15 protein-coding genes are annotated in these 22,904 nt (G+C 53.5%); 7 read left to right on the top strand and 8 right to left on the bottom strand.

Going from position 1 to position 22,904, the window contains the following annotated elements:
• Positions 1 to 187: 187 nt before the first annotated feature.
• The 4 genes from aat to trxB form a co-directional block, all read right to left on the bottom strand.
• A complete protein-coding gene (gene aat / locus ACR8BF_RS12765; RefSeq protein WP_179896240.1) occupies positions 188 to 880 on the bottom strand; it encodes a leucyl/phenylalanyl-tRNA--protein transferase in 693 nt (230 codons plus the stop codon).
• 33 nt (positions 881 to 913) lie between these two features.
• Positions 914 to 2,644 carry a heme ABC transporter ATP-binding protein/permease CydC gene (gene cydC / locus ACR8BF_RS12760; protein WP_434745073.1) on the bottom strand — a complete coding sequence of 577 codons (1,731 nt, stop codon included), beginning with the start codon at positions 2,642 to 2,644 and terminating at the stop codon, positions 914 to 916.
• On the bottom strand, positions 2,644 to 4,413 hold the full coding sequence (gene cydD, locus ACR8BF_RS12755; RefSeq protein ID WP_434745072.1) for a heme ABC transporter permease/ATP-binding protein CydD: 1,770 nt from the start codon (positions 4,411 to 4,413) through the stop codon (positions 2,644 to 2,646). The genes cydC and cydD overlap by 1 nt, the downstream gene beginning before the upstream one ends.
• Before the next feature lie 143 nt (positions 4,414 to 4,556).
• Entirely contained in the window at positions 4,557 to 5,525 is a 969-nt protein-coding gene (gene trxB, locus ACR8BF_RS12750; protein ID WP_179896235.1) for a thioredoxin-disulfide reductase, read from the bottom strand.
• A 520-nt stretch (positions 5,526 to 6,045) separates the two neighbouring features.
• On the opposite strand from trxB, the gene lrp reads away from it, so the two are divergent.
• From lrp to ACR8BF_RS12720, 6 genes are all read left to right on the top strand, one after another.
• Complete coding sequence (lrp, locus tag ACR8BF_RS12745) at positions 6,046 to 6,540, top strand: leucine-responsive transcriptional regulator Lrp (RefSeq protein ID WP_006118610.1); 495 nt, start codon at positions 6,046 to 6,048, stop codon at positions 6,538 to 6,540.
• A gap of 118 nt (positions 6,541 to 6,658) precedes the next feature.
• On the top strand, positions 6,659 to 10,141 hold the full coding sequence (locus ACR8BF_RS12740; RefSeq protein ID WP_434745071.1) for a DNA translocase FtsK 4TM domain-containing protein: 3,483 nt from the start codon (positions 6,659 to 6,661) through the stop codon (positions 10,139 to 10,141).
• A 177-nt stretch (positions 10,142 to 10,318) separates the two neighbouring features.
• A complete protein-coding gene (lolA, locus tag ACR8BF_RS12735; RefSeq protein WP_163843034.1) occupies positions 10,319 to 10,930 on the top strand; it encodes an outer membrane lipoprotein chaperone LolA in 612 nt (203 codons plus the stop codon).
• Positions 10,931 to 10,937: 7 nt separating this feature from the next.
• Positions 10,938 to 12,281: a replication-associated recombination protein A gene (locus ACR8BF_RS12730; protein ID WP_434745070.1), complete on the top strand. Its 1,344-nt coding sequence runs from the start codon at positions 10,938 to 10,940 to the stop codon at positions 12,279 to 12,281.
• A gap of 92 nt (positions 12,282 to 12,373) precedes the next feature.
• Positions 12,374 to 13,666, top strand: coding sequence for a serine--tRNA ligase (gene serS / locus ACR8BF_RS12725; RefSeq protein WP_313699640.1), 1,293 nt, complete (start codon positions 12,374 to 12,376; stop codon positions 13,664 to 13,666).
• Between the two features lie 319 nt (positions 13,667 to 13,985).
• Positions 13,986 to 15,137, top strand: coding sequence for an MFS transporter (locus tag ACR8BF_RS12720; RefSeq protein ID WP_434745069.1), 1,152 nt, complete (start codon positions 13,986 to 13,988; stop codon positions 15,135 to 15,137).
• A 52-nt stretch (positions 15,138 to 15,189) separates the two neighbouring features.
• Here ACR8BF_RS12720 and pflA read toward each other — a convergent pair whose 3' ends face one another.
• From pflA to ycaO, 4 genes are all read right to left on the bottom strand, one after another.
• Positions 15,190 to 15,930, bottom strand: a complete 741-nt coding sequence (gene pflA / locus ACR8BF_RS12715) for a pyruvate formate lyase 1-activating protein (protein ID WP_090962597.1) — start codon at positions 15,928 to 15,930, stop codon at positions 15,190 to 15,192.
• Positions 15,931 to 16,095: 165 nt separating this feature from the next.
• Entirely contained in the window at positions 16,096 to 18,378 is a 2,283-nt protein-coding gene (gene pflB / locus ACR8BF_RS12710) for a formate C-acetyltransferase (RefSeq protein WP_179896225.1), read from the bottom strand.
• Between the two features lie 71 nt (positions 18,379 to 18,449).
• On the bottom strand, positions 18,450 to 19,310 hold the full coding sequence (gene focA / locus ACR8BF_RS12705) for a formate transporter FocA (protein ID WP_179896223.1): 861 nt from the start codon (positions 19,308 to 19,310) through the stop codon (positions 18,450 to 18,452).
• A gap of 373 nt (positions 19,311 to 19,683) precedes the next feature.
• Positions 19,684 to 21,447 carry a 30S ribosomal protein S12 methylthiotransferase accessory factor YcaO gene (gene ycaO / locus ACR8BF_RS12700; protein WP_434745068.1) on the bottom strand — a complete coding sequence of 588 codons (1,764 nt, stop codon included), beginning with the start codon at positions 21,445 to 21,447 and terminating at the stop codon, positions 19,684 to 19,686.
• A 313-nt stretch (positions 21,448 to 21,760) separates the two neighbouring features.
• Between ycaO and serC the strand changes: the two genes are divergently transcribed.
• A complete protein-coding gene (gene serC, locus ACR8BF_RS12695) occupies positions 21,761 to 22,846 on the top strand; it encodes a 3-phosphoserine/phosphohydroxythreonine transaminase (protein ID WP_292990537.1) in 1,086 nt (361 codons plus the stop codon).
• Positions 22,847 to 22,904 lie beyond the last annotated feature (58 nt).

Here is a 22,904-nt window from a genome sequence, read left to right as displayed (position 1 = left end):
CGGGGGATTAGCGGGCTAAGAATCTGTATCAACCGGTTACACGCGCACGATTGAAAACAGTTCCGAGAGTGCGTTGAGATTCCCAGCCTGGCAATTCCGGCTCGTTATTGCGAAGCGCGGACGACATACCAAACTCGACTATTATACCACTTATACGCCTTTATGTGTGCAAAACATCTTTGTACCGCTAAAAAAGCGTTTGTGTCTGCCAGCAGCCATCGCTGACTGGCTGGCTCGCAAGGCTTTGTACATATTGCAGATAGTCCGTGCGCGGGATCTCCTGCGCGCCTAAAGACGCTGTATGGGGGTTAAGTACCTGACAATCTAGCAGACGGCCCTGATGTCGGATGAAATGCTGACAAAATACCCAAAGTGCGGTTTTGGAGGCATTCTGCTGACGGCTGAACATTGATTCACCGCAAAAGATTTGCCCCATCGCCAGCCCATACATGCCACCCACCAGCTGATGCTCGTCCCACACCTCAATGGAGTGAGCGTGGCCCAGCTCATACAAACGCAACCAGGCACGTTTCATCTCAAAAGTGATCCAGGTGCCTTCCTCGCGACCTGTGGCACAGCCCTCAATCACCTCATCAAACGATTCATTCATCGTTACCCGATAGGGCGAACGGCTGTGGAAACGTTTCATGCTGCGGCTGAGGTGAAACTGCTCGGGCAACAGAACTGCACGGGGATCGGGCGACCACCAGAGAATCGGATCGCCAGGTGAAAACCACGGAAAGATGCCGCGCTGATAGGCGTTAAGCAGCCGGGCAGGGGAGAGATCCCCACCCATGGCCAGCAGGCCGTTTGGCTCACGCAGCGCCATCTCAGGTGGGGGAAATTGCAGAGATTCCCGTGACAGTTGTACCAGTCTCATCGCGTTAAGTTACTCATCAGCATTTCGCTAAGACTATAACGCAATACGTTGCCGGAAACGCCAGTAGCGACCCGCTTTTGAGATTAATTCCGCATGGCTACCCTGTTCAACAATGGCACCATTATCCATCACGCAGATGCGATCCATCTGTTCCAGGCCGCTGAGGCGATGAGTGACCATGATGACGGTCTTTCCGGCGATCAGCCGCTGCAGCAGGGCAAGGATATGTTGCTCGGTGGTGGCATCCAGCCCTTCGGTAGGTTCATCCAGCAGCCAGAGATCGCCGTTATGCAGTAACGCACGCGCCAGCGCCAGACGACGCAGTTCGCCACCCGATAACGGGCGACCCCCTTCTCCCATCCAGGCGTTTAAACCTTCCTGGTTTTCAAGCAGGCGCTGCAGGCCGACGTCGTTCAGCACGCGGCATAACTGCTCATCGCTGGCACCGGGGCAAGCCAGCAGTAAGTTATCGCGCAGACTCTGACTGAAGAGGTGAACCCGCTGAGTCACTACGCTGATGCGCTGGCGCAATGCGGGCTCTGACCATGTGATGACTGGCAGAGCATTCAGGCTGATAACGCCGCGCTGGCTCTCCCAGCCACGCGTTAACAGCGCCAGCAGTGTTGATTTCCCGCAGCCGGTCGGTCCCAGCAGCGCAATGTGTTCACCGGCCGCCACCTTAAGCGTACAGCCGTTCAGCACCTTATCCGAACGGTCGGGATAGCTGAAGTCGAGCTGTTCGATATCGACCGAGAGAGGTCCTGGCCGGGCATCTGACTGTGCCGGGAAAGCGATCGCGGGAGACTGATCGATAATGTCATTGACCCGCTGAGCGGCGTTTATCACCTGTGACATGGGCAGGAAGGCTCCTGCTACCGGTGCCAGTGCCTCGAAGGCGGCCAGGGCGCAAAACACCACCAGGGCAATCAGTGAACCGGGCAACTGCTGTTCACTAATGGTTGCGGCACTGAGCCAGAGCAGAAGTGTGACCGTTGCACCGCTGACCAACAGTAGCAGGCTTTGTGCCGTGGCCTGCAAACGCTGTTGCTGATTCTGTGCCTGTTGCCAGCGCTGTTCATCTTCATCAAGTTGCTGACGCCAGCCCTGTGAGGCACCGTATAAAGTCAGTTCAGCCTGAGCCGCCAGCCACTGCATCAGCTGTAAGCGCCAGCGGGCGCGACTCTGAGCAATAGCGACGCCTGCCGGTGACCCGAGACGATAAAAAAGGGCGGGCATCAGGACCAGTGTACACAGCATGATGCCGCCCAGCGTCAGTGCCAGCTGGAGATCAATAAAACTCATCCCGATGGTGACCACGATAATCACGACTAATGCGCCCAGCAGCGGCGAGATAACGCGCAGATAGAGATGATCCAGCGTATCGACATCAGCCACGAAGCGGTTGAGCAGGTCCGCCTGTCGGAACCGCGAAAGCTGGCCCGGTGAAAGAGCCATCAGGCGGCTGAACGTGTGGACCCGCAGATGCTGAAGCACCCTGAACGTCGCATCGTGGCTGACCAGCCGTTCAGCATAGCGTGCGGCGGTGCGGATAATGGCTGCACCCCGAACGCCTGCCGCAGGCAACATGTAGTTAAAGGTATAGAGACCAGCAACACCTGCCACTGACGAGGCGGCCAGAAACCAGCCAGACAGCGTCAGCAGGCCGATGCTGGCCAGCAGGGTAACAATCGCCAGCACGATGCCCAGCGCCAGGCGAAAAGGGTGGCACAGCCAGAGACGAAGAAAAGGACGCAAGGCGGACATCAGCGGATCTCCTGTTGACGATGCTTCAGCATCTCACTAAAGGCACCTGGCTGTTGTGACAGCTGCTGCCAGTTACCCTGTTGCACCAGCTTACCCGCTTCCATCACCCAAAGGGTCTGCCAGCGACTCAGCGTATCGATCTGATGAGTAATCATCAGCGTGGTCTGCCGCGCTGCCGCCCCGTTCAGCGCCAGCATCACATGACGTTCGCTGAGTGCATCCAGGCTGGCTGCCGGTTCATCGAGCAGCAAAAAATGTGAGGGTTTATAGAGGGCACGTGCGACCGCGACCCGCTGCGCCTGGCCCACCGACAGCTGATTACCGCCATCGCCAGGCTGGGTCTCAATGCCCTGAGGCAGACGCGGCAGGAACTCGTTGATGCCACAGGTTTCCAGCAGCGCGGCAAAGCGATCGCCATCCCAGGCGGCATTCATCACGATGTTGTCGCGCAATGTATCGGCCGGTAACTGAGGATTCTGTCCTACCCAGCTCAGTTGCTGATGCCAGTCACTCCGGTGTATATCGCGCAGTTCAACGCCATTGGCTTTCAGCGAGCCCTGATAAGGCAGAAACCCGAGCAGAGCATTCATCAGGGCCGTTTTACCCGCCCCGCTTTGACCGACCAGTGCAATCTGCTCACCCGCGGCAACGGTAAAAGTGAGCGGGCCACACAGCACCTGGCCATCGGGTGCGCAGACACACAGATCATCAGCGATTAGCGCGATTGCGCGATCCGTAGTGAAAGGGCGCTGGCCTTTCTGCGGTGCAGCGTCGGGCGTTGCCTGCATAAAGGCTTCAAGCGCATCGGCACCGCCCACCGCCTGAGCTTTGGCGTGATAAAACGCACCGAGATCGCGCAGTGGCTGGAAAAATTCCGGGGCGAGGACCAGCACCAGGAAGCCGGCAAACAGCGTTACGCCCCGGCCATAATCGCCGAAATGCAATTCGCCCAGATAGGAGAAGCCAAAATAGACTGCCACCACGGCGATCGCTAACGAGGCAAAAAACTCAAGTACGGCGGAGGAGAGAAAGGCTAAGCGCAGCACTTCCATGGTGCGCTGGCGAAAATCGGTGGTGGCAGCGGCAACGGCCTGCTGCTCTGCTTCACCACGATGAAACAGCCTCAACGTCTCTCTGCCGCGCAGACGGTCAAGAAAGTTACCGCTCAGACGAGCCAGCACCAGGAAGTTTCTGCGGTTGGCCTCGGCCGCACCCATTCCGACGAGCGCCATAAACAGCGGAATTAACGGTGCGGTGGCAAAGAGGATCAGACCTGCCGTCCAGTTCAGCGGAAAAATAGTCAGCAGAATGCAGCAGGGGATCAGTACCGCCAGCGTCATCTGTGGCAGATAGCGGGCGTAATACTCCTGCATCTCTTCAATCTGCTCCAGCAGCAGGGTTGCCCAGCTACCGGCTGGCTTTCCCTGAATCCACGCCGGGCCCAGATCAGATAAACGGTCCAGAACTCGCTGACGTAAAGCCTGGCGAATCGCCTGCCCGGCTCGATAGCCGGTGAGTTCCCGGGCGTAGTTAATCAGGGCACGGAACACAAAACAGAGCAGTAATAGCAGAATGCTGATCGTCAGGGTTTCACGTGGTTGCTGCTCAATAATCAGCGCCTGGAGCAGCGAGGCCAGTAAACCGGCCTGGGCAATGATCAGCAGTGCACTCGCCATGCCCAGCAGCGTGTTGAGTCGCAACCAGCGACCGGCGAAATGACGTTGCTGACGAAGCCAGCGGGTAAGATGCTGCTGCCGCGATTTGTCCATGCGAGACCATGATAAATGTCGATGATGGGGGAAAATGGAAAGACATTTCCATCTCTTCAGGCGCAAGAATCTAGCATGACAGCAATAAAAAAGGCGACGGAAAAACCGTCGCCTGGAACATTTAAGATCAGAGGGTTAACAACTTACTGATCGTTTTTAACTAACCCGTCAAGAAAACGCTCAGCATCTAACGCGGCCATGCAACCGGTGCCCGCAGAGGTGATCGCCTGACGATAGATATGGTCCATCACATCACCCGCTGCAAAGACGCCAGGGATGCTGGTCTGCGTTGCGTTGCCATGCAAGCCGGACTGAACTTTGATGTACCCGTTCTCCAGCGCCAGCTGACCTTCAAAGATGGCCGTGTTCGGGCTATGTCCGATAGCAACAAACAATCCCGCCACTTCCAGCGCTTCTGTCTCATCACTGTTCTGTGTAGAACGCAGCGTCAGACCGGTCACGCCCATCTGATCGCCCACCACTTCTTCCAGCGTGCGATGGGTGTGAAGCACGATATTGCCGTTACGCACTTTTTCCATCAGGCGGTCGATCAGGATTTTTTCAGCGCGGAAGCTGTCACGACGGTGAATCAGATGCACTTCAGCCGCAATGTTGGCCAGATAGAGCGCTTCTTCAACGGCCGTGTTGCCACCGCCAATCACCGCGACTTTCTGATTACGATAGAAGAAGCCGTCACAGGTTGCGCAGGCAGAGACGCCTTTACCTTTAAATGCCTCTTCAGAAGGCAGGCCCAGGTAACGCGCTGATGCACCTGTAGCAATGATCAGCGCATCCGCAGTGTATTCGCCGCTGTCGCCAGTGAGGCGGAACGGACGGTTCTGCAGATCGACGGTGTGAATATGGTCGAAAATGATCTCAGTATTAAATTTTTCGGCATGCTCATGCATGCGCTCCATCAGCGATGGACCTGTCAGATCATGCGGGTCGCCCGGCCAGTTCTCTACTTCAGTAGTGGTGGTCAGCTGTCCGCCTTTTTCCAGACCGGTGATTAGCACCGGGTTCAGGTTGGCGCGTGCAGCATAAACGGCTGCGGTATAACCCGCTGGGCCGGAGCCCAGAATGAGTAACTTACTGTGTTTGCCCGTACTCATGCGTTCCTCAGTTTCATTCGGCTGACATAACCTGCGATTGTAGGGAATATCCGGCGACAATGACAAGGCTTAGCCAATTTTGTTAACGATAGCTGCAAACGGCGTAGACGATGAGCGGCGGTTTTGCCTGGTCAATGCGCCAAAAGGGGGCAAAACTCGGGTTGAAGCAGTGCAATAGTGGAAAAATACTCATTTAAAAACAGATACCCAGCGGTCTGTCTGGCATCTTGTCCTGAATTTGGTGATTTTACTTTGACAATCGCCTGCGCTTTTGCGAAAACATTATCAGAAGCGAATAACATTTATCGGAACAAAACAGATTTTCCTCGCCTGTTTTGCACTTAACGCCGAATAAAAGCAGCCTGATATGGATAATGACGCATGATGTGGACAGACACCATACGTCATATCGATAGGTGTCAGATCACAGGCTCTGTTAGCTCACTTCAGAAATGCCCCGAACAATGAGCGTTTTCAGGGCGTGGCAGGTAAAGGGAAGGAATTAAGAGAGACAATAATAATGGTAGACAATAAGAAACGCCCCGGGAAAGACCTAGACAGAATTGACAGGAACATTCTGAATGAACTTCAGAAAGATGGTCGCATTTCAAACGTAGAGCTTTCCAAACGCGTAGGCTTATCGCCTACGCCATGTCTTGAGCGCGTGCGTCGTCTCGAACGTCAGGGATTTATTCTTGGCTATACCGCGCAGTTGAACCCGCACTATCTGGATGCGTCTCTGCTGGTATTTGTTGAGATTACTCTGAATCGTGGTGCGCCGGATGTGTTTGAGCAATTTAACGCCGCTGTGCAAAAACTTGAGGAAACTCAAGAGTGTCACCTCGTTTCCGGCGATTTCGACTACCTGCTGAAAACGCGCGTACCTGATATGTCTGCCTATCGTAAGCTGCTGGGTGAAACCCTGTTGCGCCTGCCGGGCGTAAACGACACGCGAACTTATGTGGTGATGGAAGAGGTCAAACAGAGCAATCGACTGGTGATCAAAACTCGCTGATGCGGGGCAGGTGCAAAACCTGTGAGATTTCGGTACACTCCTGTGAATTCATACAGGATCAGCGTCGGGCTTGCCCGACGCTGTTGCTTCTTACTTTACAGGCACCTGGAGAGTCCTCTTGAGCCAGGAATATACAGAAGATAAAGACGTTTCGTTACAATCGCTGAGCAGTGGACGTCGTCTGCTTGAAGCGTTGCTTATTCTGGTGGCGCTGTTTGCCATCTACCTGATGGTTTCACTGGTCAGTTTTAACCCTTCCGACCCAAGCTGGTCGCAAACGGCCTGGCATGAACCTATCCATAATATCGGCGGCAGCGTTGGTGCCTGGCTGGCTGACACCTTACTCTTCATCTTTGGTGTGATGGCGTACGCCATTCCTCCCGTCATCCTGGGTCTGTGCTGGATTGCTTTCCGTCAGCGCGACAGCCAGGACTACTTTGACTACTTTGCCGTTGGGCTACGCTTAATTGGCGTCCTTGCGCTGGTGGTGACGACCTGTGGTATGGCGGCGCTGAACGCCGATGATATCTGGTACTTCGCGTCGGGTGGCGTGATTGGCAGCCTGGTGAGTAATGCAATTGCCCCCTGGTTCAGTCCGGCTGGCGGCACGCTGATGCTGCTTTGCGTCTGGGCGGCGGGCATTACCCTTTACACGGGCTGGTCATGGCTCACCATCGCAGAAAGAATTGGTGGCGTGGTGATGGGTGTGCTGACGTTTGCCAGCAACCGCTCACGTCACGATGAACCCTGGCAGGAAGAGGATGATGAGCAGGACGCACGTGAATACGCGGATGTCCCTGAGCTGCATGCGGCCGATCACGATGATGATGTGCTGCTTTCAGCCCCACGTGCAGCCCCTGAGTCTGCGCCGTCACAGCCCGATCCGTTACTGGCTAAAGCGGCAGCTGCAACCAGTGCGGCGGTAGCGGCAACTGCGGAAGCCGCAGAGGTGACTCTCGCTCCGGTAACACCTGCGCCTGCCGCTGTTGCAGCGTCTGCTGTTCCTGCGTTTACGGCATCTGCTCCTGCAGCAATGCCTGCATCGCCGACGGCACAACCTGCAACTGCGGCCGAACAGAGCGCGCCCGCATCCTATGGTGCAGCGACTGTTCCGACTCCGGCTCAGAGTGCTTCTGCCCCTGTGACCTCATCACCGCGTTATCACTTTGAAATGCCGGACGACGCGCCGGTTGCGCCGTCGTTTAGTGCTTATGACGAGGACGAACCTAAAATGGGGAACTGGCGTGACACGCCAGCCGTCCCTGCGGCTCCTGCAGCTGCGGCAGCCGTTGCTGCAACGGCAGCTCAGGCGACAACGCGTACAGCACCCGTGTTCGATTTAGCGCCTGAAACTTCTCTCAACCCGCAGGTTAAACAGGGTATCGGTCCGGCGCTGCCGCGTCCGAATCCGGTAAAATTGCCTACACGACGTGAGCTGGCCTCTTATGGCATTAAGTTGCCTTCTCAGCGCATGGCTGAAGAGAAAGCCAAAACGGAAGGAAGTGAAACGGTTCCGGCTGGATCGGTTTCCACTGCACCTGATACTGAAGACGCGCTGCAGCAGGCTGAACTGCGTCAGGCTTTCCAGTCTGAACAGCAGCAGCGCTATGGCACCAGCTGGCAGCAGGACGAGGAAGATGAGCAGGATGCGCAGCAGCAGGATGCCCTGGCGCGTCAGTTCGCCGATCAGCAGCAGCAGCGCTATGAGCCGGAAGTCAGAAAAGAGCCAGTATTTAATATTGATACCGCCTCCGCATTTGATTTTTCACCGATGAAAGATCTGGTGGATGACGGTCCGTCTGAACCGCTGTTTACCATTGCTGCGACGCCAGAGCCGGAAGCCCCTGCGGTTTCACACGAACCGTGGCAGCAGGTAAGTGAGGTTTCACAACCGCAGGCACCTGCTCAGGTGCCTGCGCCTGCCAGTTTTGCGCCGGCAGAGCCTGCCTACAGTGCACCTTCAGCACCAGCCGAACCGGTTTATGCTGCGCCTGCAGCGCCCGCTTATGGCTCGCCAGCCGCAGCACCGGTTCAGCCGGTGGAAGAAGCGAAACCTTCACTGCACGACAGCCTGATTCATCCGTTCCTGATGCGTCATGAGCAGCCGCTGGAGATGCCCTCCACGCCACTGCCTTCGCTGGATCTGTTGACCGCGCCTCCTGTCGAGGAAGAGCCGGTTGATATGTTCTCGCTGGAGCAGACAGCCCGTCTGGTTGAATCGCGTCTGGGCGATTATCGTGTCAAAGCTGAGGTGGTTGGCATCTCGCCTGGCCCGGTTATCACCCGTTTTGAACTCGATCTGGCGCCAGGTGTGAAAGCAGCGCGCATCTCCAACCTGTCGCGCGATTTAGCGCGTTCACTGTCCACGGTCGCGGTGCGTGTGGTAGAAGTCATTCCCGGCAAGCCTTACGTGGGTCTGGAACTGCCTAATAAACATCGTCAGACTGTCTATCTGCGTGAAGTGCTGGACTGTCCTAAATTCCGCGACAATCCATCACCGCTGGCTGTGGTGCTGGGTAAAGACATTGCGGGTCAGCCGGTGGTGGCCGATCTGGCGAAAATGCCACACTTACTGGTTGCCGGTACCACCGGTTCCGGTAAATCCGTGGGCGTGAACGCCATGATTATCAGCATGCTCTATAAGGCGACGCCGGAAGAAGTCCGCTTTATCATGATCGACCCGAAAATGCTGGAGCTGTCGGTCTATGAAGGCATTCCGCACCTGCTGACTGAAGTCGTCACAGACATGAAAGATGCGGCCAATGCGCTGCGCTGGAGCGTCGGTGAAATGGAACGTCGCTATAAGCTGATGTCGGCGCTGGGCGTGCGTAATCTGGCCGGTTACAACGAAAAAGTGGAACAGGCTGAAGCGATGGGGCGTCCTATTCCGGATCCATTCTGGAAGCCGGGCGACAGCATGGATATGACGCCGCCGTTCCTGGAAAAACTGCCTTATATCGTCGTGATGGTCGATGAGTTTGCCGACCTGATCATGGCAGTAGGTAAAAAGGTGGAAGAGCTGATTGCGCGTCTGGCACAGAAAGCCCGTGCCGCGGGTATCCATCTGGTGCTGGCCACACAGCGTCCATCGGTAGACGTGATCACCGGCCTGATCAAAGCAAACATCCCGACGCGTATTGCTTTTACCGTTTCGAGCAAGATTGACTCCCGTACTATTCTCGATCAGGGCGGCGCGGAGTCACTGTTGGGTATGGGTGACATGCTCTACATGCCGCCAAACTCCTCATTGCCGATTCGTGTTCACGGCGCGTTTGTTCGTGACCAGGAAGTCCATGCCGTGGTTCAGGACTGGAAGGCGCGTGGTCGTCCGCAATATATCGACAGCATTACGGCGGGCGAAGAGAGCGAAAATGCCGGTGGCATTGACAGTGATGAAGAGCTTGATCCGCTATTCGATCAGGCAGTCGGCTTTGTGGTTGATAAACGTCGTGCGTCAATTTCAGGCGTTCAGCGTCAGTTCCGCATCGGTTATAACCGTGCGGCACGTATCATTGAGCAGATGGAAGCGCAGGGTATCGTTTCTGCACCAGGCCACAATGGTAACCGTGAAGTGCTGTCGCCGCCGCCACACGATATGTAGCGGTTAAATGTTTTGAAACATTACTCACTGAGCCAGTTCCGACTGGCTCATTGTTTTTATACGGTTAAGCCCCATATCTGAATCAGCTTTCGGTTTTTTCCTCTGTTCTGATGGCGGAGCGGCGACCAGGCTTAATGCAGTTATCCATGGGAACGTTTAAATAAGGAATTGAAGCAGATGAAATTACGCATAATCGCTCTGGGCCTGTTGGCCACCTTTTCTTCAGCCAGCGTATTGGCTGATGCTTCCAGTGATCTGCAACAGCGCCTGAACAAGGTCAGCAGCTTCCACGCCAGCTTCACCCAAAAAGTGACCGACAGCAGCGGCGCGAATGTACAGGACGGCGAAGGTGAATTGTGGGTAAAACGTCCCAGCCTGTTTAACTGGCATATGACCGCGCCGGACGAAAGCATTATCATTTCCGACGGTAAATCGCTGTGGTTCTACAATCCGTTTGTTGAGCAGGCGACAGTAAGCCTTTTGCAGAATGCGACCAGCAACACGCCGTTTATGCTGATTGCCCGTAACCAGTCAAACGACTGGAAGCAGTACAACATCAAACAGCAGGGTGACAATTTCGAACTGACACCGAAAAACAGTGACGGCAACCTGAAACAGTTCACTATCCAGGTGACGTCCAGCGGAACCATTAATCGCTTCAGTGCTATCGAGCAGGATGGTCAGCGCAGCGATTACCAGCTGAAAAGCCAGCAGAATGGCGCTATCAGTCCGGATAAATTCACGTTCACACCGCCAAAAGGCGTGACGGTGGACGACCAACGTCAGTGAGGTCACGGTGAGTAACCTGTCCCTGGATTTTTCCACCGAGAATTTCAAACCTCTGGCCGCGCGTATGCGGCCAGAAACATTGAAACAGTATATTGGTCAGCAGCATTTGCTGGGCGCGGGCAAACCTCTGCCACGCGCGATTGAAGCAGGGCACCTGCATTCAATGATCCTGTGGGGACCGCCTGGGACTGGCAAGACTACGCTGGCTGAGATCATCGCGCATTACGGTAATGCCGATGTCGAGCGTATCTCAGCTGTTACCTCAGGCGTCAAAGAGATCCGTGAGGCGATTGAGCGCGCCAGACAGAATAAAAACGCCGGGCGGCGCACGATCCTGTTTGTGGATGAGGTCCATCGGTTTAACAAGAGCCAGCAGGATGCTTTTCTTCCCCATATTGAAGATGGCACCATTACTTTTATTGGTGCGACCACTGAAAACCCCTCTTTTGAACTTAACTCCGCCTTGCTGTCTCGTGCCCGCGTTTACCTGCTGAAGTCACTCACGCTCGAAGATATAGAGCAGGTGCTGGATCAGGCGATGCAGGATAACGCGCGGGGCTATGGCGACAGTGGCATTGTGCTGCCAGATAACACCCGCAGGATGATTGCTGAACTGGTTAATGGTGATGCACGCCGGGCACTGAATACGCTGGAAATGATGGCGGATATGGCCGAAATCACCGACTCGGGTCAGCGTGAACTGACGCCGCAGTTACTTAACGAAGTCTCGGGTGAGCGATCCGCGCGTTTTGATAATAAAGGCGATCGTTTTTACGATCTGATTTCGGCTTTGCACAAATCAGTACGTGGCTCCGCGCCCGATGCGGCGCTCTACTGGTATGCGCGCATCATCACCGCGGGCGGCGATCCGCTCTATGTGGCACGCCGGTTGCTGGCTATCGCCTCGGAAGATGTCGGCAATGCCGATCCGCGCGGTATGCAGGTGGCGATTGCAGCCTGGGATTGCTTCACGCGCGTCGGTCCGGCAGAAGGGGAACGCGCCATCGCACAGGCCATTGTTTATCTGGCCTGTGCGCCGAAAAGTAATGCGGTCTACAACGCGTTTAAAGCCGCGATGCGTGATGCACGCGACCATCCCGATTACGATGTGCCGGAACATCTGCGTAACGCGCCGACTAAGCTGATGAAAGAGATGGGGCTGGGCAAAGAGTATCGTTATGCTCATGACGAAACCAATGCCTATGCCGCCGGTGAAGTCTATTTTCCCAGGGAACTGGCCAGCACGCGCTATTACATGCCAACCCAACGCGGGCTTGAGGGTAAGATTGGTGAAAAGCTAAGCTGGCTGGCTGAGCAGGATCAAAATAGCCCGACAAAACGCTACCGCTGAAACAGACCTTACGGTAATGTGGGCAATGTTTTCAACGCATTCCGCAGGAATGCGTCCCTTCTTTCAACCAACTTTTTATACACAGGATAAGCATGCTCGATCCCAATCTGCTGCGTAACGAGCCAGACGCAGTCGCAGAAAAACTGGCACGCCGGGGATACAAACTGGATGTGGAAACGCTGCGTTCGCTTGAAGAGCGTCGCAAAGTATTGCAGGTAGAAACAGAAAATCTGCAGGCAGAGCGTAACTCCCGATCCAAATCCATCGGTCAGGCCAAAGCACGTGGGGAAGACATCGAGCCGCTGCGTCAGGAAGTGAATGCGCTGGGCGAACGCCTGGATGCCGCAAAAGCAGAACTGGATGAACTGCAGAATCGAATCCGTGATTTCGCGCTGGCACTGCCGAACATTCCGGCAGACGAAGTGCCGCTGGGCAAAGATGACAGCGAAAACCAGGAAGTGAGCCGCTGGGGTACTCCACGCGAGTTCAGTTTCCAGGTTAAAGATCACGTTGAGCTGGGTGAAGCGGCGAAAGGCCTGGATTTTGCGGCTGCCGTGAAGCTAACCGGTTCGCGCTTTGTGGTCATGCAGGGGCAAATTGCGCGTCTGCACCGTGCACTGAGTCAGTTTATGATTGACCTGCACACTGAGCAGCATGGCTACCTTGAAACCTACGTGCCTTACCTGGTTAACCACGAAACGCTTTACGGTACCGGACAGTTGCCTAAGTTTGGCGAAGACCTGTTCCACACCCGTCCGCTGGAAGAAGAGTCAGACAGCAGTAACTATGCACTGATTCCTACCGCGGAAGTACCGCTGACCAACCTGGTGCGCGACGAGATCCTCGAAGAGGATACCCTACCGGTTAAACTGACCGCGCATACACCGTGCTTCCGTTCTGAGGCGGGGTCTTATGGTCGTGACACACGCGGCCTGATCCGTATGCACCAGTTCGACAAAGTTGAAATGGTGCAGATAGTGACCCCGGAACAGTCAATGGAAGCGCTGGAAGAGCTGACCGGTCACGCTGAAAAAGTTCTGCAACTGCTGAACCTGCCATACCGCAAGGTTTTACTCTGTACCGGCGATATGGGCTTCGGATCGACTAAAACTTACGATCTGGAAGTCTGGTTACCGGCGCAGAACACCTACCGCGAGATCTCATCCTGTTCCAACATGGGTGATTTCCAGGCGCGTCGTATGCAGGCGCGTTGCCGTAACAAACAGGATAAGAAGCCGCGTCTGGTTCATACCCTGAATGGCTCAGGTCTGGCCGTCGGCCGTACCCTGGTGGCGGTGCTGGAAAACTATCAACAGGAAGATGGTCGCATCGCTGTACCGGAAGTTTTACGTCCATACATGAATGGTGTCGACGTTATCGGCTAAGTGATTCTGCTTCTCTGAACCCGGCCAAGGCCGGGTTTTTTTATGCCTTCTGTCTGCAAAAATTGATGCATTACGTCCCGATTTAATCACAAATAAACGTTATCGATATCAGATGTGCTGGAATGCTTAAAAACCTATTTTTTCATAGAGATAGCATTTGGTGGCCTGCCGCTTAACACGATTGTAACCCACTGAAGATTAGTAAATTAAATTGTCGGACAGCAAAATGTGCTGCCGTCAAATTGCCCCCATTGACTTTAAAAAAGCTAATGGCAAACTGCGCGCAATTTCCTTCATTTTGCTCTGGTTTCTATCCCCTATGTCAATCTGGTCACGCCCTGTGATATTGCTGCTTTGCGGCCTGATGTTAATGACTGTCGCAATTGCCGTGCTGAATACGCTCGTTCCACTGTGGCTGACGCATGACTTACTGACCACCTGGCAGGTGGGCATTGTAAGTTCCTCCTATTACACCGGTAATCTGGCAGGAACCCTGCTGGCTGGCTGGTTAATCCGGCAGTACGGCTTTAACCGTAGCTACTACCTGGCGACCGTGATGTTTGCCGTCGCAACTCTGGGTCTGGCGATGATGTCGGGTTTCTGGGCATGGAGTTCAATGCGTTTCATCGCCGGTGTCGGCTGTGCGCTGATGTGGGTGGTGGTTGAGAGCGCACTTCTGTGCAGCGGTACAGTACGTAATCGGGGACAGTTGCTCGCGGCCTATATGGTTGTTTATTACATCGGCACCGTGACCGGCCAGTTATTGGTCAGCAAGATGTCTACGGAATTACTCAGCGTGATTCCGTGGGTAACGTCACTGGTCTTCTGCGCCGTGCTGCCACTGGTCTTTACTCGCGTCTCCGCCAGTGGTGAAGCGACAGAAGCCGCTCCGGCCCGCATCTGGCCGATGCTGCGTCGTCGTAGTTCGCGCCTGGGCATCAATGGCTGCATCATCTCTGGCATCCTTCTGGGCTCGCTTTATGGCCTGATGCCGCTTTACCTGTCACATCAGGGAATGAGTGATGCCAATGTCGGTTACTGGATGGCGTTGCTGGTCAGCGCAGGCATTGTGGGCCAGTGGCCCATTGGCCGTCTGGCCGACCGTTTTGGTCGCATGCTGGTGCTGCGGGTCCAGGTCTTTGTGGTTATCCTGGGTGCGATGGCCATGTTAACCAATGCCGCTATGGCTCCGGCGCTGTTTGTGCTGGGACTGGCGGGCTTCACACTCTATCCGGTGGCAATGTCCTGGGCTTGTGAGACGGTCGCACACCATGAACTGGTGGCGATGAATCAGGCGCTGCTGATGAGCTATACCTTGGGCAGTCTGGCTGGACCGGCAATGACCTCTGTGCTGATGCAGAATTATTCTGACCAGCTTTTGTTCGTGATGATCGCGGCTGTGGCGCTGGTTTATCTGGTTATGCTGCTGCGCAAAGCGAATCATCAGGCTACGCCAGTGGCACATGCCTGATCGCTGAACAGCAAAAAGGGAGCGCTAAGCTCCCTTTTTTGTGGCCGGTTATCTAGTACATCACTTCGTGGCCGTAGCTGGCGAGAATGTTTTTCACGCGCTCCATCGTCTCTTTACTCGGCGGTTTAACCCCATCCAGCTTGTACTCTTCACCCATTGCAATCCATTTATGCTTACCCAGTTCGTGATAAGGCAGCAACTCAATCTTCTCTACGTTCTCCATGTCACGCGTGAATTCACCCAGGCGATGCGCGGTGTCATCATCGTCGGAATAGCCCGGTACGACGACGAAACGGATCCACGTTCTCTTGCCTTTTTTCTGCAGATAGCGGGCAAAGTCCAGGGTACGGTGATTAGAGACCCCCACCAGAATCTGATGCACATCGTCATTCATCTGTTTCAGGTCAAGCATCACTAAGTCAGTAACGTCGAGCAGTTCATCGATCACCGGATCATAGCGACGTACGAAGCCGTTGGTGTCGAGACAGGTATGAATGCCTTCCGCCTTGCAGGCGCGGAACCAGTCGCGCACAAACTCAGCCTGAAGAATTGCTTCACCGCCTGAGGCAGTGACACCGCCGCCAGAAGCATTCATAAAATGGCGATAGGAAAGCACATCTGCCATCAGCGCTTCGACGGTGATCTCTTTGCCACCATGGGTATCCCAGGTGTCGCGGTTGTGACAGTAGAGGCAGCGCATCAGGCAGCCCTGGAAGAAGGTGATGAAACGGATGCCGGGACCATCAACGGTGCCGCAGGATTCAAATGAGTGGATACGACCATTAACTGACATTGCGATGTTTTCTCCAGTGAGTCTGCCGGGACAGACGGCGCAATCTCTGTTGCGCTCAGGGCAGGAAATCGATTCTGGTGGGAACCTTGATGGAGATAACCACCAGAATAGACTCTTGAGAAAAAGGCTCCGCGAGGAGCCTTTTTATAGTGGTTCTGGCCGTGATTACAGTGACTGTGTGAAGGTACGGGTAATCACATCCTGCTGCTGCTCTTTAGTCAGTGAGTTAAAGCGCACAGCATAACCGGAAACACGAATGGTCAGCTGCGGATACTTCTCTGGATGCTCCATCGCGTCCAGCAGCATTTCGCGGTTCATGACGTTGACATTAAGGTGCTGGCCGCCTTCGATGCTGGCCTCATGATGGAAGTAACCATCCATCAGACCGGCAAGGTTGGTTTTACGCACGTTATCATCTTTACCCAGCGCGTTTGGCACGATTGAGAAGGTATAGGAGATACCATCTTTCGCATAGGCAAACGGCAGTTTCGCGACGGAAGTCAGGGAGGCAACAGCACCTTTCTGGTCACGACCATGCATTGGGTTAGCGCCTGGTCCAAACGGTGCACCAGCGCGACGGCCATCCGGTGTATTACCCGTTTTCTTACCATATACCACGTTTGAGGTGATGGTCAGAACAGACTGAGTCGGCACGGCATTGCGATAGGTGGTCAGCTGCTGAATTTTCTTCATGAAGCGTTCAACCAGATCGCAGGCCAGGTCATCAACGCGGGAGTCGTTGTTACCGAACTGTGGGTATTCGCCTTCAATGTCGAAGTCGATCGCCAGACCATCTTCGTCACGAATCGGTTTCACTTTGGCATATTTAATCGCAGACAGTGAATCCGCAGCAACGGAGAGCCCGGCGATACCACACGCCATGGTGCGATAGACATCACGATCATGCAGGGCCATCAGCGCTGCTTCGTAGCTGTACTTATCATGCATGTAGTGAATGATGTTCAGTGAAGTCACATACTGTTTTGCCAGCCAGTCCATGAAGTGATCCATACGCTCCATGACGGTGTCGAAGTCCAGCACGGCGTCACTGATTTTGTCGCCTTTCGGTCCAACCTGCATTTTCAGTTTTTCATCCACGCCGCCGTTGATTGCGTAGAGCAGGGTTTTCGCCAGGTTGGCACGTGCACCAAAGAACTGCATTTGTTTGCCGACAATCATCGGGCTCACGCAGCAGGCGATGGCATAGTCATCATTGTCGAAATCAGGACGCATCAGGTCATCGTTCTCATACTGCAGAGATGAGGTATCGATAGAGACTTTAGCGGCGTATTTTTTGAAATTAATCGGCAATTTTTCTGACCACAGAATGGTCATGTTCGGCTCAGGTGAAGGACCCATGGTGTACAGGGTATTCAGGAAGCGGAAGGTACTTTTTGAAACCAGAGTACGGCCATCAACGCCCATACCGGCCAGTGATTCGGTTGCCCAGATTGGGTCACCTGAGAACAACTCATCATATTCAGGGGTACGCAGGAAGCGAACCATACGCAGTTTCATGACCAGATGGTCAATCAGTTCCTGTGCCTGCTCTTCAGTCAGTTTACCGGCTTTAAGATCACGCTCGATGTAAACGTCAAGGAAGGTTGAGACGCGGCCAAAGGACATGGCAGCACCGTTTTGTGATTTAACGGCAGCAAGATAGCCATAGTAAGTCCACTGCACGGCTTCAACAGCATTGGTTGCCGGGCCTGAAATGTCGTGGCCATATTTTGCGGCCATCTCTTTAATCTGCGCCAGCGCACGATGCTGATCTGAGATCTCTTCACGCAGACGAATAGTCGCTTCCAGATTCACGCCATTCTCTAAATCGTTCTGCAGAGACGCGAACTGAGAGAATTTATCCGCCATCAGGAAATCAATGCCGTAAAGAGCCACGCGACGATAGTCACCGATGATGCGGCCACGGCCATAGGCATCTGGCAAACCGGTCAGGATACCTGATTTACGGCAGCGCATGATGTCCGGGGTGTAAACGTCGAACACTCCCTGGTTATGTGTTTTACGGTATTCGGTAAAGATTTTTTTCAGTGAAGGATCGAGTTCACGGCCATAAACTTTGCATGAACCTTCAACCATTTTGATGCCGCCAAAAGGAATCAGCGCGCGTTTTAATGGGGCCTCCGTCTGCAGGCCAACAATTTTTTCAAGTGGCTTGATGATGTAGCCCGCATCATGCGAGGTAATGGTTGAGGCAAGATCGGTGTCGAAGTCAACTGGCGCGTGGGTGCGGTTTTCAATTTTGATGCCTTCCAGCACGCTTTCCCACAGTTTAGTGGTCGCTTCAGTTGCGCCCGCCAGGAATGACTCATCACCTTCATAAGGGGTGTAGTTTTTCTGAATGAAGTCGCGCACATTGACGCTATTCTGCCATTCGCCTTCAGCAAATCCTTCCCATGCTGAAGCCAGTTTTGCATTAAGTTCGGTCATAATATACCTGCCTTATATGAAGAGACTTTACGGTCGGGCACAGTCAACGTCCTGTGCCGTCAAAAATGTGTTTAATGAACCTGGTCACCTTTACGGAGATAGATAACCCAGTAGGTCAACCCAACCAGAATACCGCCGCCAATGATGTTGCCGATGGTCACAGGAATCAGATTATCGAGAATAAAGTTACTGACGGTAAGCGAGTGAAACTGTGCAGCCGTGGTGCCTGCAGCCTGCCAGAATTCAGGTGCCGCGAAGTCGCGGATGACAATGGCATAAGGAATCAGGAACATATTGGCGATGCTGTGCTCGAAACCGCTGGCGACAAACATCCCAACAGGCAGAATCATCACTACCAGCTTATCGGTCAGGGTACGGCCGGAGTAACTCATCCAGACGGCGAGGCAGACCAGCAGATTTGCCAGCGTACCCAGACAAACCGCTTCGATGAAGGTGTGATGCATCTTGTGATCGGCGGTTTCCAGGACATTCAGTCCCCAGGCACTATTCGCGACCATATGTTGCCCGGCAAACCACATCAGAGCGACAAAGAAAAGGGCGCCTGCAAGGTTACCGGCGTAGACGTTAATCCAGTTGCGTGCCAGTTGTCCCCAGCTGATGCGACCACTGGCTTTGGCAACGACGATTAATACCGTAGAGGTAAAGAGGTCAGCGCCACACACCACGACCAGCATTAAGCCAAGTGAGAAACAAATACCGCCAATCAGTTTGGCTATGCCATAGGGCATCGCGCCGCTACCGGTAGTCGCTGTAATATAAAAAACAAATGCGATGGAGATAAATACGCCAGCGTTTATTGCCAGAAAGAAAGTGGTGAAGGGATGTTTGGTGGCTTTATAGATACCGGCATCTTCGGCGACTTTCGCCATTGCGGCGGGCAATAAAAGATTAAAAGGGTTGTCAGTTTTCACACTAACTTACTCCAGAAGTTGTCTGAAAAAATACTAACAAAGGAGTATAGGTCAGTAATTGATGTGGATCATGTTTGCCGAGAGGGCAGCAATCCTGTCGAAGGAAAATAAGGGATTAATGAATTAAAGTTATGAATTTAAAAGTTTAAATAAATTTTAAAAATACAAAAATTTTTTAATTTAAAGCAGGGCGCAATTTTTATAATCTTTATTTTGTTATTAACTAATGGCTTAAATGTTAATTAAATTGATGCAATGTAAAGGGGGTGGGATTAAATGCCGCTAATGTTTCATGGGAAAAGTGTAGAAAAATGGCACCCGATCAACATGGTGCCATTTTTAACCCTCTTTTTCTGGACTGACGCGTTATAACTTACGCATTTTTCCAGTAGAGGCGTTTAGCCGTTTGCAGTTTTTCGTAAGCAGCAAGCAGGGACTGGTGGGCCGGAAATGCCTGCAGCTCATCATCAATAGTCTGAAGTCCGTTAAACGGATGTTCACCACTGATGGCAGCTGAAGCCGCTTCCATCGCGCGCTCACCATACATACGCAGGAAAGCATGGTGATACTGCAGCGGATCGCGTTCATCTTCCATGGCCAGTAACAGCAGAGTCTGCAGGCAACGGTAGTAATTAGCCCGCTCTGGCGTAAAGATTGAGCTGTTGAACTCCATTGTCCACTCTGTCCAGATCAGAGCCTGATCCAGATCGCCGCCGGCCAGCGCCAGCATCGCTTTTAATTCGCCAACACGCAGTGTGTACCAGCCGTTATCTTTACCGGTCGCCAGACCCAGCAGTTCACGAACGCGCGTGAAGTCATCAAAGCCTTCATCATCAAGCTGGCCAATCAGGTCCAGATACTCTTCCGGATTCCAGTTGCTGTCAGGCAGGGCCAGCAGAGTTTCACGAATGCCCGCGCCCATGCTGTTATTCGCCAGGAAGAGATCTTCCGCCGGATAGATATCAGACATGCCAGGAACAATGATGCGGCAGGCATAGACACCCAGATGCTCGTAGTCAGCAATGTAAACTTCCTGATCTTCCTGGGCGAAAATGGCCATCAGCGTGGCAAATTCCTGTTCGGTGCTGCCCGCGAATGACCAGTCGACAAAGGAATAATCCGCCGTCTCTTTAAACAGATCCCAGGAGATCAGACCGCTTGAATCAATGAAGTGTGTTTCAAGGTTGGCATGCTCAGCTACTTCTTCGTCATCAAAGGTCGGTGGGGTAAAGACGTCCAGATCTTTGAGGCTTCGGCCCTGCAGTAACTCGGTGACGGTACGCTCCAGCGCCACACCGAAATCAGGGTGCGCACCAAAGGAGGCAAAACAGGTTCCGTTGGTCGGGTTAATCAGCACCACACAGATAACCGGATATTTGCCGCCCAGCGAGGCGTCATAAGCGAAAATCGGGAAGCCTTCCGCCTCAAGGCGAGCAATTGCCTCAATCACTTCAGGATAACGCTGCATCACCTCTTCAGGAATTGCTGGAAGGCTGATCGCTTCAGCAATGATGCGGTTCTTAATGCAGCGCTCAAACACTTCGGACAGTCCCTGAACACGCGCTTCATTCGCAGTGTTACCTGCGGACATGCCATTTGAGACATAGAGGTTGCCGATAATGTTCATCGGGATATAAACAGTTTGCTGATCGGACTGACGGGTAAATGGCAGGGCGCAGATGCCGCGCTCAGCGTTGCCAGACTGCAGATCAATCAGGCCGGAAGCCGTCAGGGCATTATCGGGATCGTAAAACGCGTTCAGGCGCGCATCCAGAATGCCTTCAGGTAAGGAATCATCCTCAGGTAATGCAAACCATTTTTCATTGGGATAGTGAACAAAGTCGCCGTTTGCAATCTTTTTACCCAGCCAGAAGTCAGCAAAAAAGTAATTAGTTGAGAGACGCTCAAAATACTCACCCAGCGCAGAGGCCAGCGCCGCTTTCTTACTGGCGCCCTTGCCGTTGGTGAAACAGAGCGGGCAATCGCGGTCGCGGATGTGTACTGACCAGACATGGGGAACAGGATTCAGCCAGGAAGCTTCTTCGATATTAAAGCCAAGGTCCTGCAACCTGGTCTGGAAACGCGCAATGGAGTCTTCCAGTGCGGCATCTTTGCCCGGGATAAATGTTTGCGTCATAGTGCCGCTCTCTCAGTTGTCATAGGGTGCGTAAAGCGCGCAATGATACGGATTTTGGTAACAGACCGCTATCAGGGCGGGACATTTTTACCCGCTTAGTTTTCATCAATTCCACTTTAAGGCCAAACGCGGATTAATGGTGCTGGATTAAGCCTCACAAAATTCCGTAATGGTTTGCATTGGTAACATAACCTCCGGCGGGCCTGATTCAGAAAATGTGACCGCGGCCCGATTTGTGATTGCAGCTATCAGAATGCAGTGATAAAACCGGATGATTATTCATAACCGTTCGATATGACAGTGGTGAGGGGAAATGACGCAAGTTTATAATTTTAGCTCTGGCCCGGCGATGTTACCGGTTGAAGTGCTTCGTCGTGCAGAACAGGAGCTGACGAACTGGCGCGGTCTGGGTACCTCTGTAATGGAGATCAGTCACCGCAGTAAAGAGTTTATTCAGGTGGCTGAAGAAGCGGAGCAGGACTTCCGTGATCTGCTAAAAATACCGGCCAATTACAAAGTTTTATTCTGTCATGGCGGGGCGCGCGCGCAGTTCGCTGCTGTGCCGGGTAATCTGCTGGGTCAGGCGACCAGTGCCGATTATGTCGATGGCGGCTACTGGGCACAGAGTGCAATCAAAGAAGCAGAAAAGTATTGTTCTCCCCGGACGCTGGATGTCAAAACCACACGCGACGGTAAACGAGCCATCCTCCCGATGAGCGAATGGCAGGTGAGTGAAGCGTCCGCTTACCTGCACTTCTGCCCGAATGAAACCATTGATGGTATCGCTATTGATGAACAGCCTGACTTCGGCAACAAAACCGTTGTTGCTGATTTCTCATCGACCATCCTGTCACGCCCGATCGATGTCAGTCGCTATGGTGTAATTTATGCGGGTGCGCAGAAAAATGTCGGCCCGGCCGGATTAACACTGGTTGTCGTTCGCGAAGATCTGCTGGGTCAGGCGCATGCTTCTGTGCCTTCCATACTCGATTACAAAGTGCTGGCTGATAACGATTCGATGTTTAACACTCCGCCGACGTTTGCGTGGTATCTCTCAGGGCTGGTGTTTAAATGGCTGAAAGAGAAGGGCGGCGTTGCTGAAATTGATCGTATCAATCAGGCAAAATCTGACCTGCTTTATGGCGTCATCGATCACAGTGGCTTCTATCGCAATGATGTGGCGACCGAAAACCGCTCACGCATGAATATTCCTTTCCAGCTGGCAGATGCGTCACTGGATGCGCTGTTCCTGGAAGAGTCATTTAAGGCGGGATTACATGCGCTTAAAGGACATCGTGTTGTAGGCGGGATGCGCGCTTCAATTTATAATGCGATGCCGCTGGAAGGTGTGAAGACTCTGACCGATTTCATGGTCGATTTTGAACGCCGTCACGGCTGATTGCTAAAATATCAGCATTGATGCTGATGCCAGACCTCGTCATACGGCGAGGTCGCTG

The sequence above is a fragment of the Candidatus Pantoea rara genome, from assembly GCF_051136265.1.
In the GTDB taxonomy this organism is placed as follows: domain Bacteria; phylum Pseudomonadota; class Gammaproteobacteria; order Enterobacterales; family Enterobacteriaceae; genus Pantoea; species Pantoea rara.
This window is presented reverse-complemented; position numbering and strand designations above follow the sequence as displayed.